Origin of the sequence: Nonomuraea sp. CA-141351 (genome assembly GCF_050944675.1) — a bacterium.
Taxonomy (GTDB): domain Bacteria; phylum Actinomycetota; class Actinomycetes; order Streptosporangiales; family Streptosporangiaceae; genus Nonomuraea.
The window spans coordinates 6,990,779-7,005,667 of record NZ_CP191982.1 but is presented as its reverse complement, the minus strand read 5'-3'; the positions used below and the strand labels follow the sequence as shown (position 1 = coordinate 7,005,667).

Genomic DNA, 14,889 nt, shown 5'->3' with positions numbered 1-14,889 from the left:
TTACACAGCACCGGTCAACCCCCGCCCCCACGGCTGTCATCTCCCGGGCGCGGGCCCCTTGGGGGACGGGATGGCAGTTCGGTGTGGCGGACCGGGACGCGTCACGGGTGCGGTTCTTTGTGACGCCGGACGTGCCGCGTCCAGCCGCGCACGTCGGTCCCTCGGATGAGGAGCGGCCCCTCGCCGGCATGAGCCCCTCGAGCGCCGGTGCGGCTAGTGGGTGTGCGGCGGTGTTCGGCGCAACGTGTGCGGCGGCCGGCTGACGGCGTGTCGCCGACATGCGAGCAGGTTGCGGCCGGGGGTCAGGGGGCGGCGCGGCGGGTGGACTCGCGCAGGACCAGGCTGGCCGGGACGATGGTGACGCCGCCGGTCGTCGGGTTGCCCGCGATCGCGTCCAGAATGTGACGGGCGGCCAGGCGCCCGATCTCGCCCAGATTCATGTCGACGGTCGTCAACGGCGGCCGGCACCCCAGCGCCATCGGCTCCCAGTTGTCGAACCCCACCAGCGCCACGTCCTCAGGCACCCGCCGCCCCCGCTCCCGCAGCGTCTCGGCCACCCCTCGCGCGATCTGGTCGCTCCCGCAGAAGATGGCGTCCACGTCGGGCGCCGCGTGCAGCAGCACGTCGGCCCCCTGGCGGCCCCACTCCTCACTCCACTGCCCGTAGAGGATCTCACCCGCGGGCGACAGCCCGGCGGAGGCGAGGGCGGTGGTCAGCCCCTGCGCGCGCCGCCGCGCCGCCTCGAAGCGCTGAGGGCCGGTCACGTGGCCGATGCGGGTGCGCCCCGTAGCCATGAGGTGCCGGGCGGCCAGCGCTCCGCCGCCCTCGTCGTCCGGGATGATCGAGATGTCCGAGTCGTCCGTGGACTGCGTCATCGCGTACACGACCGGAACGGGCAGGTCCCGGCCGATCCCAGGCCGCGGCTCCGTGCGGCGCCCCGTGACGATGATGCCCTCGACGCGCCTGGCCAGCAGGCGCTCGACATAGTGTCGTTCCCTGATCGGGTCGTCGCGCGTGTCGCACATGAACACCGAGATCTGGCCCGCGCCCAGCGCGTCCTCGGCACCCAGCATCACCGGGATGCTGAAGCGGCCGAAGCTGTCGCCCGTGACCAGGCCCACCGTGTACGTGCGGCCCGCCAGCAGCCCCTGGGCCAGCGGATTGGGCCGGAAGCCGAGCCGTTCGGCGGCGGCGAGCACCCGGTCTCGGGTCTCGGTCCGCATCCGGCCGCGCCCGTTGAGCGCCTTGGACGCGGTGCCGATCGACACGTCGGCGGCCGCCGCGACGTCCCTGATCGTGACGGTTCTCGTTGTCCCATCGGAAGCGTTGGCCAACCGAGTCCCCTTTCGCGATCACACCTTATTGCGCACAAGCATCCTCTTGACCTGTGATGTATCACACCTTACCCTCCGTTTGAGAAAACCTATTCCCAAGGTTTCTCAATGAGGTCAGAGGTTGAGGAGCTAGATGCAGCAGAGTCCTGTCATTCCGTCCGGCCGGACAGTGTGGCGGCCGCTCGGGATCCAAGACGTGGTCATCACCGGCGGCCCGTTCGCGCGGTGGCAGCGGATCAACCACGAGGCCAGCATCCCGCTGGGCCTGGAGCAGATGGAGCGCTCGGGCGCTCTGCCCAACCTGCGGCGAGCGGGAGGGGAGGGCGAGGGGCCGTTCCAGGGCTACCGGTTCCAGGACTCCGACCTCTACAAGCAGCTCGAGGCGATCTCCTGGGAGCAGGTCCGTGCGCCCGAGCCCGGGTACGGCGAGTTCGCCGACCAGGCGGCGGCCGTACTGAAGAAGGCCCAGCGGGCCGACGGCTACCTCAACTCGCACTACCAGGTCGTCAAACCGGACAAGATCTACGCCGAGCTCGAGTACAGCCACGAGATGTACTGCGCGGGCCACCTGTTCCAGGCGGCGGTGGCGGCCGCCCGTGCCGGGATCGGCGAGGGGGTGGTCGAGGTCGCCAGGCGCTTCGCCGACCACCTGGTCGAGGTGTTCCTGACCGGCGGGAACGACGGCATCGACGGCCACGCGGAGGTCGAGACCGCCCTGGTCGAGCTCTACCGGGTGACCGGCGAGCGCTCCTACCTGGACCTGGCCTCCAAGCTGATCGACAACCGCGGCAAGGGCCTCATCAAGGACAGCGGCATGGGCATGCTGTACGCCCAGGACCACCTGCCGGTACGCGAGGCCGGCACCGCGGTGGGCCACGCCGTGCGCCAGCTCTACCTGGAGGCCGGCATCGTCGACGTCTACCTGGAGACCGGCGACGAGTCGCTGCTGGAGTGCTCGCTGCGCCGCTGGGAGGACATGGTCGCCACCAAGACGTACATCACGGGCGGCCTCGGCTCGCGCCACGACGGCGAGGCGTTCGGCGAGCGCTACGAGCTGCCGCCCGACCGCGCCTACAGCGAGAGCTGCGCCGCCATCGCCGGCATCCACTGGAACTGGCGGCTGCTCCTGGCCACCGGTCACGGCCGCCACGCCGACCTGATCGAGCGCACGCTCCACAACGCCTTCGCCGCCTCGACCTCGGCCGACGGCCTGCGCTTCTTCTACGTCAACCCGCTCCAGCGCAGGGACGACCTCGTCGAGGACGCCTACCTCGGGCGGCGCAGGGAGTGGTTCGCGTGCGCCTGCTGCCCGCCGAACATCATGCGCCTGGTGGCCTCGCTCGGCGCCTACGTGGCCACCACGACCGATTCCGGCCTCCAGCTGCACCAGTACGTCCCGGGGACGGTCGGCGGGAAGATCCGGGTCGAGACCGACTACCCGTGGGACGGGCTCATCCGCATCACGGTCGAGGAGGCGGGCGAATGGGAGCTCGCCCTGCGCATCCCGGCCTGGAGCGAGGCCACATACGTCGACGACCGCCCGGCCCGGGCCGCCGAAGACGGATATTTCCGCATCCGTCGTAACTGGCAGAGCGGTGACACGGTCGAGCTGCGACTCGACATGACGCCCCGGCTCACCTACCCCCACCACAAGATCGACGCGGTCAGGGGCTCCGTGGCGCTGGAGCGCGGACCGCTCGTCTACTGCTTCGAGAACATCGACCAGCCCGAAGGCGTGGAGGTGGACGACCTCGCCCTGAGCCCGCAGGCTCCGCTGCGCGTGAAGCCCGTCGACGACCTCGAGGGCGTCGGCCGCACCGTACTGATCGAAACCGACGCCACCGCCGTGCACCAGCCGGGCGGTGGCCTGCCGTACACCACGAAACCCCTGGCGACCACCACCAGCGTGACCGCGACCGCCGTCCCCTACTTCCAGTGGGACAACCGTGACGGCGGCGCGATGCGGGTGTGGATCCCCCTCGCGTAAGGAAAGACGCGGATGAGAAGACGCGACCTGTTGAAGCTGGGCGGGCTCGCCGCCCTCGGCGCCACGGCGGCGGCCTGCGGCGACGGCTCGGGCTCCGGCTCGGCCGGGAACGTGCAGCTGCAGTTCATGTACTGGGGCTCGACGTTCGAGAAGGCGGCCGTCGAGCGCATGCTCAAGCAGTACGAGCAGAAGCACGCGGGGGTGAAGGTCAAGCCGCTGTACACGCCCGACGAGTACGACGTGAAGCTCAACACGCTCGTGGCCAGCAACCGGCTCCCGGACGCCGGGTATGTGCCGCTGGCGATGTCGTACCGCCTGGGCCAGCAGGGCAAGCTGGTCAACCTGTTCCCCTATTTGAAGAAATATCCGCAGCTGGCCGGTTACCTGCCGGATGCGTACCTGTGGAGCGGCCAGGACAACCTGCACGGTGTCGCGACGGCCAACGAGATCGAGCTGCTGTGGTTCAGCAAGTCCGCCGTCGCGGCCGCCGGCGTCACGCCGCCCGCCGACGCCGCCTCCGCCTGGACCTGGGACCAGCTCGTCGAGAACGCCTACAAGCTGACGATCGACCAGAACGGCAAGCACCCGGACGAGTCGGGCTTCGACTCGAAGCAGATCAAGCAGTTCGGCATCTCCAGCAGCATCACCTACGGCGCGGCCTGGTACGGGTTCCTGCGCAGCAACGGCGTGGACTTCGCCGACGAAGCCGGCAAGAAGTGCCTGCTCGACACGCCCGAGGCGATCCAGGTGTTCCAGAACCTGCAGGACCTCGTCTACAAGCACCGCGTCGCGCCCGGCCCGGGCCAGCTCGCCGCGACCGGCGACGACGCGCCGGGCACCAACATCCTGCTCAAGACCAAGCGGGTGGCCATGGTGGTGGACGGCCACTGGAGCCTGCTCGACATGAACGAGAGCAAGGTGGACTACGGCATCGGCGTGCTCCCCAAGTACAAGGAGCCGTTCACCGCCAGCCAGGTGGCGGGCGCGTCGGCGGTGTTCGCGGGATCCAAGCACGAGCAGGAGGCGGTCGAGCTGTTCGCCTTCCACAACGACCCGCGCTACGTCGACCTGTTCGCCAAGGGCCTGTGGATGCCGCAGGAGAAGAAGTACTACGAGGACCAGGCGTCCGTCGACTCCTGGACGAAGAACGAGCTGCACCCGGCGGAGTTCCGCACCGCCGTGGTGGACTACGCCCGCGACCACGGCGTGCCCACGTTCGGCAACCGCGTCAAGAACATGTCCACCATCAGCAGCGACGTGCTGACCCCCGCGCTCCAGGAGCTCGAGACCGGCAAGCGCCCGGCCGCGGAGATCCTCAAGGAAGTCGCGCCGAAGATCACCAGCATGCTCCAGGGCTGGCAGCACACCCAGGAGCTCTGATGCGCCGCCTCGAGACACGCTGGGGCATCCTGATGGCGCTCCCCGCCATCCTGGGGTTCGTCATCTTCACCATCGGGCCCATGGTGGCCTCGGCGTTCTTCAGCATGACCGACTGGACGATCGGCGCCAGCCCGTCGTTCATCGGCCTGGACAACTACGCCACGATGGTCCACGACGACCTGTTCTGGAAGTCGCTGAGCACCACCACGTACTACACGCTCGGCGCGGTCCCGCTGGTGCTGATCGTCAGCTTCGTCGTGGCCCTGCTGCTCAACCAGAAGGTGCGCGGCCTGGCCATCTGGCGGACGATCTTCTACCTGCCGACGCTCGTCCCGGCCATCGCGAACGTCGTGCTCTGGATCTGGATCTTCAACCCGGACTTCGGCCTGCTGAACTCCCTGCTCCGGGAGGGCGGCCTGCCCGGCTCCCAGTGGATCTACGCCGAGTCGACGGCCGTGCCCTCGATGATCATCATGAGCACCTGGGGCTTCGGCAACACCATGGTGATCTTCCTGGCCGGGCTGCAGGGCGTGCCGAGGCACCTGTACGAGGCCGTGTCGATCGACGGCGGCGGCGCGTGGCGGCGCTTCTGGCACGTCACGCTGCCGATGATGACGCCGACCATCTTCTACAACCTGGTGGTCGGTGTCGTCGGCACCTTCCAGGTCTTCAACCAGGCGTACGTGATGACCGAGGGCGGCCCGAACCACGCCACGCTCTTCTACGTCTACTACCTGTTCCGCAAGGCGTTCACGGAGAGCGAGATGGGTTACGCCAGCGCGCTCGCCTGGACGCTGTTCATGATCATCATGGTGGTGACGTTCCTGATGTTCAGAAACGCCCGCCGCTGGGTCTACTACGAGATGGCAGGCGCACGATGACGGCCCTGGCAACCCCGGACAAGACCCGCGCGGCCCGAGTGGCTCCCACCGAGGGGTTGCGCAAACCTCGCAGGTACGGCCGGGCTCTGCTGTACGTGGCACTGGTGGCGGGGTCGATCCCGACCCTGCTGCCGTTCGTGTGGCTCGTGCGCAGCGCTCTCATGCAGGACGCGCAGATGTTCCTCTCGCCGCCCCAGTGGATCCCCTCGCCGTTCCAGTGGTCGAACTTCACCGAGGCGCTCACCACTCAGCCCTTCGCCCGCTACTTCCTCAACACGCTGGTCATCGCCGTCATCAGCGTCCTCGGCACGGTGCTGACCTGCGCGGTCGCGGCCTTCAGCTTCTCCCGGCTGCGCTGGCGCGGGCGCAACGTCGTCTTCGCGCTGCTGCTGAGCGGCGTGATGCTGCCGTACGCGGTGACGCTCATCCCGACGTTCGTCATGTGGCAGGAGCTCGGCGCGATCGACACGATCGCGCCCCTCACGGTGCCCAGCTGGTTCGCGGGGGCGGGCGGGGGAGTGTTCAACATCTTCCTGCTCAGGCAGTTCTTCCTGACGATCCCGTTCGAACTGGACGAGGCCGCCTACATCGACGGGGCCTCCCCGTGGCGGGTGTTCTGGACGATCGTCATGCCGCTGTCCAGGCCCGCGATCATCGTGGTGACCATCTTCACGTTCATCGGTACCTGGAACGACTTCCTCGGGCCGCTCCTGTACCTGCAGAACGAGGAGAACTACACGCTGTCGCTGGGGCTGGCCTCGTTCCAGAGCATGTACATCACCCAGTGGGGATACCTCATGGCGGCGTCGGCGGCGGTGATCGCGCCGATCATCGCGCTCTTCTTCTTCCTGCAGCGGTACTTCATCGAGGGCGTCACACTGACGGGCATCAAGAACTAGCCGCCGGTCGCGGTGGCCCGCGCCCGCGCCAGCGTGGCGAGGGCGCGGGGAAAACCGGGCAGGCTGCGGGCCAGCGCGTCCAGGACGGAGAGCAGCACGCGCGCCGGGATACCGCGTGCCGCGAGCATCTTCGCCATCCAGCCCACGAAGGAGGCGAACAGCTCGGGGTCGTCGACGTACAGAGCGGCCCGTAGGAAGTCGACGACGTACGCCACGTCATCGGCGGTGTGTCCGAGCTGGTGCTCCGCGTACGCCGCCTCCATCTCGGGGACGCGCCGGGTCAGCTCTTCCACGACGCCTCTCACCAGGTCTCCGGCGGACCTGGTGAGAGTGGCGTACTCGTGGCCGGCCAGGTGCGGCGGCCCGCCGTCGCTCTGGCCGGACCCGGGCCGGCGCGGCAACGGCCCGCCGGCCAGGAGGTCGGCGGCGGCGCACGCGTCGGGAGCCCAGGCGTCGGCTCCGAGCAGGCGGGCGTAGCGGCCGTCCGGGCCGAAGGCGGCGCCACCGGCCAGCACCGGCGTACCCGCCGCCTGGCACGACGTGATCGCCGCGTGTGCGGTGGGCAGCCGGCTCGCGAGCGAGCCGGACAGCGCCGCCGCGTCCGGGTTGGTCCGGTGCAGGTGTGCGACCAGCTGCGGCGTGGGCACCTGCGCGCCCAGGTAGTCGACGTGCCAGCCGCGCAGGCGCAGCACCTCGGCGAGCAGCCGGGCCGGGAACGCGTGCCACTCGCCGTGGACGCATGCCACCGTGACGCGGCCCCTGCTGGGCTCCGGATTCCCCCGTACGGAGGGATGATGGGCCAGTGCGGCGAGCACGCGCTCGTTGACCGCCGTGGCGGTGTGCTCCTGGGCGACCGTGATGCGGTTGGCCACCCACTCCTGGCCGACGCGCGACTGCACGGCGGCGACGACGTCCAGCAGCAGGGTCTCCATCGGGACCCCGGCGTCGAGCGTGGCCAGCACCGCGTCGGCGGCGGCGTACTCGTCGCCGGCCGTCGCCGCCGCCCACAACGCTTCGACCCGTTCGCGGACGTCGTATCTCATGGCAGCCTCTGTCCGGCAGCGTCATGCGATTCCTCGCGGGACGCGGTGATGGCGACGACCGCCATGTCGTCGTGCTCGCCACCGCCGACCCACTGGCACGCCAGCATCTGGACCCGATCGGCCAGGGCTTCTGGAGGCATGCCGGCGCACTGCCGGAGCTGCTCGCACAGCCGCTCCTCGCCGAAGAACTCATCGCCGAGCGGGCCGCCCCTGGCCTCGACGATGCCGTCGCTGTAGAGCAGGCACGTCTCGCCGGGCTCCAGCAGTACCGACTCGGTGACGCTGGTGATGGGCTCCACCAAGCCGATCAGTGTGCCGGCGGCGCGGACCGGCTCCACGTGGCCGTCGTTCCGCACGATCAGCGGCGGAGGGTGCCCGGCGCTGGTCAGCCGCAGCACGACCTGCCCTCCGCGGCGTCCGATCGAGGCCAGTACGAGCGTGACGTAGCGGGTCGGATCGCCGTCGGTGAGCAGCACACCGTTCAGCAGTTCCAGCACTCGATGGTGGTCGTCGGCCAGCGGCACCAGGGCCCGCAGGATGTTGCGGATCTTGCCGGTGAGCACGGCGGCCTCCAGGCCTTTGCCGGACACGTCGCCGAGCACCACCAGCGACTCTCGCGCGGAGCCGACGACGGGATGCACATCGTAGAAGTCGCCGCCGACCTGCTCGCTGTCGCCCGCGGGCCGGTAGCGGGCCGCCAGCTCCACGCCCTCCAGCGGCGGCGCCGCGGGCGGCAGCAGCCCGGCCATCAGGGTCTCGGTGATGGCCGTCTGCTCGGCGTACAGCCGTGCGACGGAGATCGCCGCGCCGGCCCACGCGGTGAACAGCGGCGCGAACACCTTCTCGTCCTCCGAGAAGCCCGCCTGACGGGTGCGGCGCAGCAGCACCAACGCGCCCGCGGACAGGCCGTGGCCGGGCAGTGCGGTCACCGCCACGGAGCCCACCTCGCCGCCTTGGTCCCGGAGCACCCAGCCGGGGGCCTCGGCTGGATCGATCCACCGCGTGGGCGCCGGGGGGAAGCCCTGCAGCGCCTCCGTGAGCCCTGGGACCGTACGGGAATCGATGGCCGCACTCTCACGGACCACCTGACCCCGCGGATCGCAGTAGACGATCGCGTGCTGGCGAAGGGCCAGCGGCATGACGACCAGCGCGGCGTCGGCGAACTGCCGGGCGGCCAGGCGCGCGGTCGCCTCCAGACAGCGCTCGAGGTTCAGGGAGGACAGCAGCTCGGCGGACGCCTCGACCATGAACGCGGTCCACGCCCGCTCGGCGTGCAGCGCCTCGGCGGCCCGCTGGTGCTCGTTGACGTCGACGAGCCACCACGTGACACGATCGCCGTCGGCGTGTACGGCATGTGCCTCGAACACCGACTGGCCGACCGGCCCACGAGCCGGCTCACACCCGGTGCGCCGGCGGAGCCCGGCGCAGATCTCGCGGTGGGCCCGCGACAGCCATGCCGGAGCGACCCGCGCCAGCGGTACGCCGGCGGCCGCGCCGACGAGGAGCAGGCGGGCCGCTTCGTTCGCCTGCTCGATGATGCCGGCGGCATTGATCGCCAGCATCGGGTACGGCGCGTCTTCCCACACCATCCCGATCGTGCCTCGCCCCAGCCCCCTCTTCAGATCCGTCACTCTACGTGGTGCGGGCCGTGGCCTTCTTCACATCATTTGGTTCTTTGCAGTAACTTTCACCCTCCGCAGGCCGGCCCTGCCACGCGTTCACAGGCGGATATCGATTCCCAGATTTAGCAAGCCGTAACAGCAAGTTCTTGACGGTCGGCGTGTCGACTCCTACATTTCTGAGAAATCGATTGCTCGCCCCCCGAGCTCTCTCCAGATCAGGAGGATGCACTATGTCGGCTTTCGAGAGGGTGACTCGCAGATCACTGCTGCGTGGTGGCGCCGTCATGTTAGGTTCTGCGATGGCCGCGCCGCTGCTGTCCGCGTGCGGGGGCGGGGCGAAGGGCGGCAACGCCAAAGAGCTGACGTTCTGGAACTTCTACGGCCCCAACCCGCAGGCCGACGCGCAGAGCAAGTGGTTCACCGACCTCGTGGCCGCCTGGAACGCCGGCAACGAGGTCAAGGTCAAGCTCCACTACCTGCCCGTCTCCGAATACCTCGCCGGCACCGCGCTGCAGACCGCCTTCTCCGCAGGCCAAGGCCCCGACATCTTCCTGCTCAGCCCCGGCGACTTCCTCCGCTATCACAACGGCCATGTGCTGACCGACCTCACGCCGTACCTCAAGCCCGACCAGATCGCCGACTTCGACGGCGGCGTGCTCGACACGCGCAAGGTGGACGGCAAGATCTACGGCCTGCCCATGGAGCAGGAGCCGCTGGCCATCTACTACAGCATCGACGCCTTCGAGCAGGCCAAGCTGTCAGAGGGCGACATCCCCAAGACCTGGGACCAGCTGCTCGACGTGGCCGCCAAGCTGACCACCAAGGACCGGTTCGGCATCCTCTTCGAGACCATCCCCGGCTACTACCAGAACTTCACGTGGTACCCGTTCATGTGGATGGCCGGTGGCTCGGCCGTGCCGCAGAACGGCGGGGCCGGGTTCAACGCGACCGGCGTTCACAACGCGCTGAAGCTCTGGCAGGACGCCGTCAACACCAAGGTCGCGCCGCGCAAGCCGCAGGGCGACGGCGCGGGCAACGCACCGGCGAACCTCGGCAGCGGATACGTCGCCATGCAGCAGAGCGGCATCTGGTCGGTGTCCCAGCTGGAGCAGGAGAAGAAGGACTTCAAGTACGGCGTGTTCCCGCTTCCCGTTCCCGATGGCGGGACCTACACCACCGATATCGGCGGGTGGGCGTTCGTGGCCAACGCCAAGGGCGCGAACCCGGAGGCGGCGGCCAAGTTCATCGCCTGGGCGCTGGGCGCCACGGACGCGGCCGGTGTGGAGCGCGGACGGCAGTGGAACACGGTCGTCAAGACGAACCTGCCCGCCCGCAAGTCCGTCCAGGAGGCGGCCAAGGCGGCGGGAGCGTTCGACAAGCCCGCGCTCAAGGTCTTCCTGGAGCAGGTGGTCCCGGGCGGGCGGGGCGAGCCCCGTTACACGCCCGAGGTGTACAAGGCCGTCTCGGACGCCATCCAGGCCACCCAGCTCGGCGGGGTGGACCCGGCGAAGGCGGCGGCGGACGCCGCGTCCAAGATCGACACCTTCCTGAAGGGCTACAAGGGTGCGGCCATGCTCTGACGTTCGCGGAGCTGAAGCGGAGAGGTGGTAGGCATGGCCACATTGGTCGATCCGGGCACGGCGATCGGGAAAGAGACCGGCGCCGCGCCCCCGGTGTGGACCCGTCGCAGGCGGGAGGCGCTGGCCGGGTACGCGTTCGTGGCGCCCGACCTGCTCGGCCTGCTGATCTTCGTCGGGCTCCCCATGGTCCTGGCCGTGGGGGTGTCGCTGTTCAGCGTGGACGGGTTCGGCGGCTACACGTACGTGGGCCTGGACAACTTCCGGCAGATGGCCGAGGACGCGCAGCTCTGGCAGAGCGTCAAGGTCACGCTGACGTACATGGTGACCTTCGTCCCCATCGGCTTCGTCGTCAGCCTCGGGCTCGCGCTGCTGGTCCGTGACCACTTCCCCGGCGTCGGGCTGGTGCGCACGATGTTCTTCCTGCCGCACGTCATCAGCCTCGTCGTGGTCGGCGTGGTCTGGCAGTTCCTGCTGGCCGACAAGCAGGGCGCGGTGCCCGCGCTGCTGCGGCCCGTGGGGCTCGGCGACGTGTCGTTCCTCGGCAATCCCGCGCTGGCGCTCGGGTCGCTCGTGGTGATCAGCATCTGGTTCCTCATGGGATACCAGATGCTGATCCTGCTGGGCGGGCTCAAGGACATCCCGAAGGAGTACGAGGAGGCGGCACGGGTCGACGGGGCGACCTCGTGGCAGCGCTTCCGCCACATCATCTGGCCGCTGCTCCGTCCGACCAGCTTCTTCGTGCTGGTCAACTCGACCGTCGGCGCGGTGACCGGGCTGCAGGCCTTCGACCTCGTGTACGTGCTGACCAGGGGCGGCCCGGCCAACAGCACCTCCAGCGTGGTCTTCTACATCTACCAACAGGCCTTCACCTTCAACAACTACGGCTACGCGGCGGCGCTGACCACGGTGGTCGTCGGGTTCCTGGTCGTGGCCACGGGGCTCATGTTCGGGCTCACGAAGGGAGGCAGGTTCGATGTCGGTTAGGCTGCGCGCCCTCGTCGGATACGTGCTGGCGGCCGTCACGGTGGCGCCGCTGGTCTGGCTGCTGGTGACGGTGCTGAAGCCGGCGGACGAGCTGTTCGACGTGGCGCTGCCCTCGAAGCTGACCCTGGACAATCTGCTCTACGTGCTGACCGAGGTGCCCATCGGCACGTACATGCTCAACAGCCTCCTCGTCTCCGTGGCCGTCACGGTGGTCGCGCTCGTGCTGCACTCGATGGCCGCGTACGCGCTGGCCAGGCTGCGTTTCCCCGGGCGGCAGGTCATCTTCTCGATGATCGTGTCCACGCTGCTGGTGTCGCTGCCGGTCATCCTCGTGCCGCTGTTCCTCGTGGCCAAGCAGCTGGGGCTGCTGGACACGTACGCGGGGCTGATCCTGCCGGCGATCTTCCACGCGTTCGGGATCTTCCTGCTCCGGCAGTACTACCTGACGATCCCGCGCGAGCTGGAGGAGGCCGCGGACCTCGACGGATGCGGATATCTCCGGCGCTGGTGGCAGGTGGTCGTGCCGCTCAGCCGGCCCGTGCTCGCCTCGCTGGCCGTGCTGTTCTTCCTGGCCAACTGGAACGCGTTCCTCTGGCCGCTGACCGCCACCCGCGACCCCGATCTACGCATGGTGCAGGTCGGGATCGCCACCCTCCAAGGCCAGTACGGCTCGGCCTGGAACTACGTCCTGGCCGCGACGGTGATCGCGGCCGTGCCCACCTTGATCGCGTTCGTGCTCGGCCAGCGACGCCTGGTCGAGGCGATCAAGACCTCCGGACTGAAGTAAAGGATTCGACGGCATGACCTACGGAAATCACGGCAGCAGCCTGCGTGACCTGCCCCGCCTGCGGACGTCCCGGCGCAAGCGGGTCTCGAGCTACGATCGTACGGGCGGGAACGAGGACCGGCTGACGGTCCAGGCGGGCACCACCGTGACCCTGGCCGACATCGAGGGCCCCGGCTCGATCAACCACATCTGGTGCACGGTGGCGCTGCCGCTGAAGGACGTGCCGGACGCGGTCGACGTCGACTACCTGCGCAGGCTCGTCTTGAAGATCACCTGGGACGACCAGGAGCACCCGAGCGTGCTGGTACCGCTCGGCGACTTCTTCGGCATGGGCCACGCCAAGACCGCGAACTTCGTCTCGGCGCCGCTGCAGATGAGCCCGCAGGACGGCAAGGCCTTCAACTCGTGGTTCCACATGCCGTTCGCGCGGCGGGCCCGAGTGGAGCTGATCAGTGAGCTGTCGGCCGAGCCGGTCTTCTTCTACTACTACATCGACTACGAGCTGTTCGACTCGGCGGCCGGCGACCTGGGCTACTTCCACGCGCAGTGGCGGCGCGAGCGGCCCACCGACGGGATCCCGCAGGGCACGCAGAGCAACCGCGAGTTCCAGGTCGAGGGCATCAACGACACGGGCGACGGCAACTACGTCATCCTCGACGCCGCCGGGCGCGGCCACTACGTGGGGTGCGTGCTCAACATCCGCAACCTGCGCGAGACCAGCGACTGGAACTGGTACGGCGAGGGCGATGACATGATCTTCATCGACGGGGAGCCGTTCCCGCCCTCGCTGCACGGCACCGGCACCGAGGACTACTTCAACACCGCCTGGTGCCCTACGCAGACGTACCACGCGCCGTACCACGGCATCACCATGCCCGGCGGGGACAACTGGAGCGGCGAGATCTCCCTCTACCGCTTCCACGTCGAGGACCCGATCACCTTCACCGAGTCCATCAGGGTGACGATCGAGCACGGCCACGCGAACAAGCGCTCTGACGACTTCTCGTCGGTCGCGTACTGGTACCAGACGCTGCCTCACAAGCCGTTCGGGCTCGCACCGGTGGCGGAGCGGCTGCCGTTCCCGCGAGCGTAATCGATTTCCCACACCCCCGCCCGCGTCGCTTCGCTGAGATGGGATGAGTTTGGTCAAAATCCAGGACGTCGCGCGGCACGCCGGGGTCTCCGCCGCGACGGTCTCCCGCGTGCTCAACGGCCGCTCCACGGTCAACCCGGAGCTGGCGGCCCGCGTGCTCGCGGCCGTACGCGAGCTCGAATACCGGCCGAACGGGGTGGCGCGCAATCTCCGGCGCAGGCAGACGACGCTGTGGGCGGTGCTCGTCTCCGACGTCGGCAACCCGTTCTTCACCTCCCTGGTACGGGGGGTGGAGGACGGGGGCCGGCAGTTCGGGTACTCGGTCGTGCTGTGCAACACGGACGAGAACCGGGCACGCGAGGCCGAGTACATCGCGGTGGCGCTGGCCGACAACATGGCCGGTGTGATCATCTCCCCGGCGGACGACTCCACGGACATCAGCACGCTGGTCGCCGCCGGGACCGCCGTGGTCACCATCGACCGGGAACTGGCCGAGACCGAGGTGGACGCGGTGCTGGTGGACAACGAGAAGGGCGCGGAGATGGCCACCACGCACCTGCTGTCGTCCGGCTACCGGCGGATCGCCTGCATCACGGGCCCGCGCCGGATGTCGACGGCCATGCAGCGGCTCCGCGGCTACCACCGGGCCCTGCGCGCCTTCGGCGTGCCGGTGGATCGTGCTCTGGTGCGGCACGCGGACTTCCGGGAGGCGGGCGGCTACTCGGCCATGGCCGCGCTGCTGGACGAAGGGGTGGAGATGGACGCGGTGTTCGCCGCCAACAACCTGATGACGGTCGGGGCGGTGGAGTGCCTGACCGAGCGGGAGGTGCCGATTCCGGAGCGGCTGGGGGTGATCGGATTCGACGACATTCCGTGGGCCCGGCTGTTCCGGCCCGGGTTGAGTACGGTCCGGCAGCCGACGTACGAGCTGGGGCGGGCGGCGGCGCAACTGCTCGCGGACCGGATCGAGAACCCGAGCCGTCCGGCCGCCCGGATGGTGCTGCAGACGGAACTCCACCCCCGCGAAAGCTCCCGGCCCCGCCTGGGCTGAGCGGCTTGTGGCGGGCTCCACGGGTCTGGGCTTTCGTGTCCGGGGCACCGGCGCCCTGCCGGCGTGCCGGGGTCATGGCGTGCTGGTGTGTGGATGTGCGTTGCGCCAACGGCCGCGCCTCCAATGACGGCGCGCCCAACGGCGGCACTTCCACGGCGGCGCTTTTCAACGGCGACGAGTCCGGCGGCGGTGCGTCCGACCGCGGCGGGCCCGATGACGGCGGCCCCGATCGCGGCGGCGCCCACGGC

At 69.3% G+C, this 14,889-nt stretch carries 12 protein-coding genes; 9 read left to right on the top strand and 3 right to left on the bottom strand.

All coding sequences use genetic code 11. The features are described from left to right. Positions 1 to 302 precede the first annotated feature (302 nt). On the bottom strand, positions 303 to 1,334 hold the full coding sequence (locus ACQPWU_RS33150; RefSeq protein ID WP_433428720.1) for a LacI family DNA-binding transcriptional regulator: 1,032 nt from the start codon (positions 1,332 to 1,334) through the stop codon (positions 303 to 305). A 133-nt stretch (positions 1,335 to 1,467) separates the two neighbouring features. Between ACQPWU_RS33150 and ACQPWU_RS33145 the strand changes: the two genes are divergently transcribed. Genes ACQPWU_RS33145 through ACQPWU_RS33130 form a run of 4 tightly spaced genes read left to right on the top strand, consistent with a single transcriptional unit; the run spans position 1,468 to position 6,481 of the window. After that, positions 1,468 to 3,321, top strand: coding sequence for a glycoside hydrolase family 127 protein (locus ACQPWU_RS33145; protein WP_433428718.1), 1,854 nt, complete (start codon positions 1,468 to 1,470; stop codon positions 3,319 to 3,321). 12 nt (positions 3,322 to 3,333) lie between these two features. Beyond that, positions 3,334 to 4,701 (top strand): extracellular solute-binding protein, encoded by a 1,368-nt coding sequence (locus ACQPWU_RS33140; RefSeq protein ID WP_433428715.1) that lies wholly within the window; start codon positions 3,334 to 3,336, stop codon positions 4,699 to 4,701. Continuing rightward, positions 4,701 to 5,582, top strand: a complete 882-nt coding sequence (locus ACQPWU_RS33135) for a carbohydrate ABC transporter permease (RefSeq protein WP_433428712.1) — start codon at positions 4,701 to 4,703, stop codon at positions 5,580 to 5,582. Before ACQPWU_RS33140 ends, ACQPWU_RS33135 begins: the two co-directional genes overlap by 1 nt. After that, positions 5,579 to 6,481 carry a carbohydrate ABC transporter permease gene (locus ACQPWU_RS33130; protein ID WP_433428709.1) on the top strand — a complete coding sequence of 301 codons (903 nt, stop codon included), beginning with the start codon at positions 5,579 to 5,581 and terminating at the stop codon, positions 6,479 to 6,481. Before ACQPWU_RS33135 ends, ACQPWU_RS33130 begins: the two co-directional genes overlap by 4 nt. Here ACQPWU_RS33130 and ACQPWU_RS33125 read toward each other — a convergent pair. Both ACQPWU_RS33125 and ACQPWU_RS33120 read right to left on the bottom strand, forming a co-directional pair. After that, positions 6,478 to 7,524, bottom strand: a complete 1,047-nt coding sequence (locus tag ACQPWU_RS33125) for a cobalamin B12-binding domain-containing protein (RefSeq protein WP_433428706.1) — start codon at positions 7,522 to 7,524, stop codon at positions 6,478 to 6,480. The genes ACQPWU_RS33130 and ACQPWU_RS33125 overlap by 4 nt on opposite strands. After that, positions 7,521 to 9,155, bottom strand: coding sequence for a PP2C family protein-serine/threonine phosphatase (locus tag ACQPWU_RS33120; protein WP_433428703.1), 1,635 nt, complete (start codon positions 9,153 to 9,155; stop codon positions 7,521 to 7,523). The genes ACQPWU_RS33125 and ACQPWU_RS33120 overlap by 4 nt, the downstream gene beginning before the upstream one ends. Before the next feature lie 275 nt (positions 9,156 to 9,430). Here ACQPWU_RS33120 and ACQPWU_RS33115 point away from each other — a divergent pair, with 275 nt between their 5' ends. Genes ACQPWU_RS33115 through ACQPWU_RS33095 form a run of 5 tightly spaced genes read left to right on the top strand, consistent with a single transcriptional unit; the run spans position 9,431 to position 14,641 of the window. After that, the gene (locus tag ACQPWU_RS33115; RefSeq protein WP_433428700.1) at positions 9,431 to 10,726 is read left to right on the top strand and encodes an ABC transporter substrate-binding protein; all 1,296 of its coding nucleotides are present in this window, start codon (positions 9,431 to 9,433) and stop codon (positions 10,724 to 10,726) included. A 33-nt stretch (positions 10,727 to 10,759) separates the two neighbouring features. Further along, a complete protein-coding gene (locus ACQPWU_RS33110) occupies positions 10,760 to 11,710 on the top strand; it encodes a carbohydrate ABC transporter permease (RefSeq protein ID WP_433428698.1) in 951 nt (316 codons plus the stop codon). After that, positions 11,700 to 12,497 carry a carbohydrate ABC transporter permease gene (locus ACQPWU_RS33105; protein WP_433428696.1) on the top strand — a complete coding sequence of 266 codons (798 nt, stop codon included), beginning with the start codon at positions 11,700 to 11,702 and terminating at the stop codon, positions 12,495 to 12,497. Before ACQPWU_RS33110 ends, ACQPWU_RS33105 begins: the two co-directional genes overlap by 11 nt. 13 nt (positions 12,498 to 12,510) lie before the next feature. Further along, positions 12,511 to 13,590 carry a glycoside hydrolase family 172 protein gene (locus ACQPWU_RS33100; protein ID WP_433428693.1) on the top strand — a complete coding sequence of 360 codons (1,080 nt, stop codon included), beginning with the start codon at positions 12,511 to 12,513 and terminating at the stop codon, positions 13,588 to 13,590. Positions 13,591 to 13,633: 43 nt separating this feature from the next. Continuing rightward, the gene (locus ACQPWU_RS33095) at positions 13,634 to 14,641 is read left to right on the top strand and encodes a LacI family DNA-binding transcriptional regulator (RefSeq protein ID WP_433428691.1); all 1,008 of its coding nucleotides are present in this window, start codon (positions 13,634 to 13,636) and stop codon (positions 14,639 to 14,641) included. Positions 14,642 to 14,889 lie beyond the last annotated feature (248 nt).

What these genes read in the sequence shown, in the direction of transcription:
- ACQPWU_RS33130 (WP_433428709.1), top strand. Translation starts at nt 5,579, where the DNA reads ATGACGGCCCTGGCAACCCCGGACAAGACCCGCGCGGCCCGAGTGGCT.
- ACQPWU_RS33115 (WP_433428700.1), top strand. Translation starts at nt 9,431, where the DNA reads ATGTTAGGTTCTGCGATGGCCGCGCCGCTGCTGTCCGCGTGCGGGGGC.
- ACQPWU_RS33125 (WP_433428706.1), bottom strand. Translation starts at nt 7,524, where the DNA reads ATGAGATACGACGTCCGCGAACGGGTCGAAGCGTTGTGGGCGGCGGCG.
- ACQPWU_RS33145 (WP_433428718.1), top strand. Translation starts at nt 1,468, where the DNA reads ATGCAGCAGAGTCCTGTCATTCCGTCCGGCCGGACAGTGTGGCGGCCG.
- ACQPWU_RS33105 (WP_433428696.1), top strand. Translation starts at nt 11,700, where the DNA reads ATGTCGGTTAGGCTGCGCGCCCTCGTCGGATACGTGCTGGCGGCCGTC.
- ACQPWU_RS33135 (WP_433428712.1), top strand. Translation starts at nt 4,701, where the DNA reads ATGCGCCGCCTCGAGACACGCTGGGGCATCCTGATGGCGCTCCCCGCC.
- ACQPWU_RS33110 (WP_433428698.1), top strand. Translation starts at nt 10,760, where the DNA reads ATGGCCACATTGGTCGATCCGGGCACGGCGATCGGGAAAGAGACCGGC.
- ACQPWU_RS33100 (WP_433428693.1), top strand. Translation starts at nt 12,511, where the DNA reads ATGACCTACGGAAATCACGGCAGCAGCCTGCGTGACCTGCCCCGCCTG.
- ACQPWU_RS33095 (WP_433428691.1), top strand. Translation starts at nt 13,634, where the DNA reads ATGAGTTTGGTCAAAATCCAGGACGTCGCGCGGCACGCCGGGGTCTCC.
- ACQPWU_RS33140 (WP_433428715.1), top strand. Translation starts at nt 3,334, where the DNA reads ATGAGAAGACGCGACCTGTTGAAGCTGGGCGGGCTCGCCGCCCTCGGC.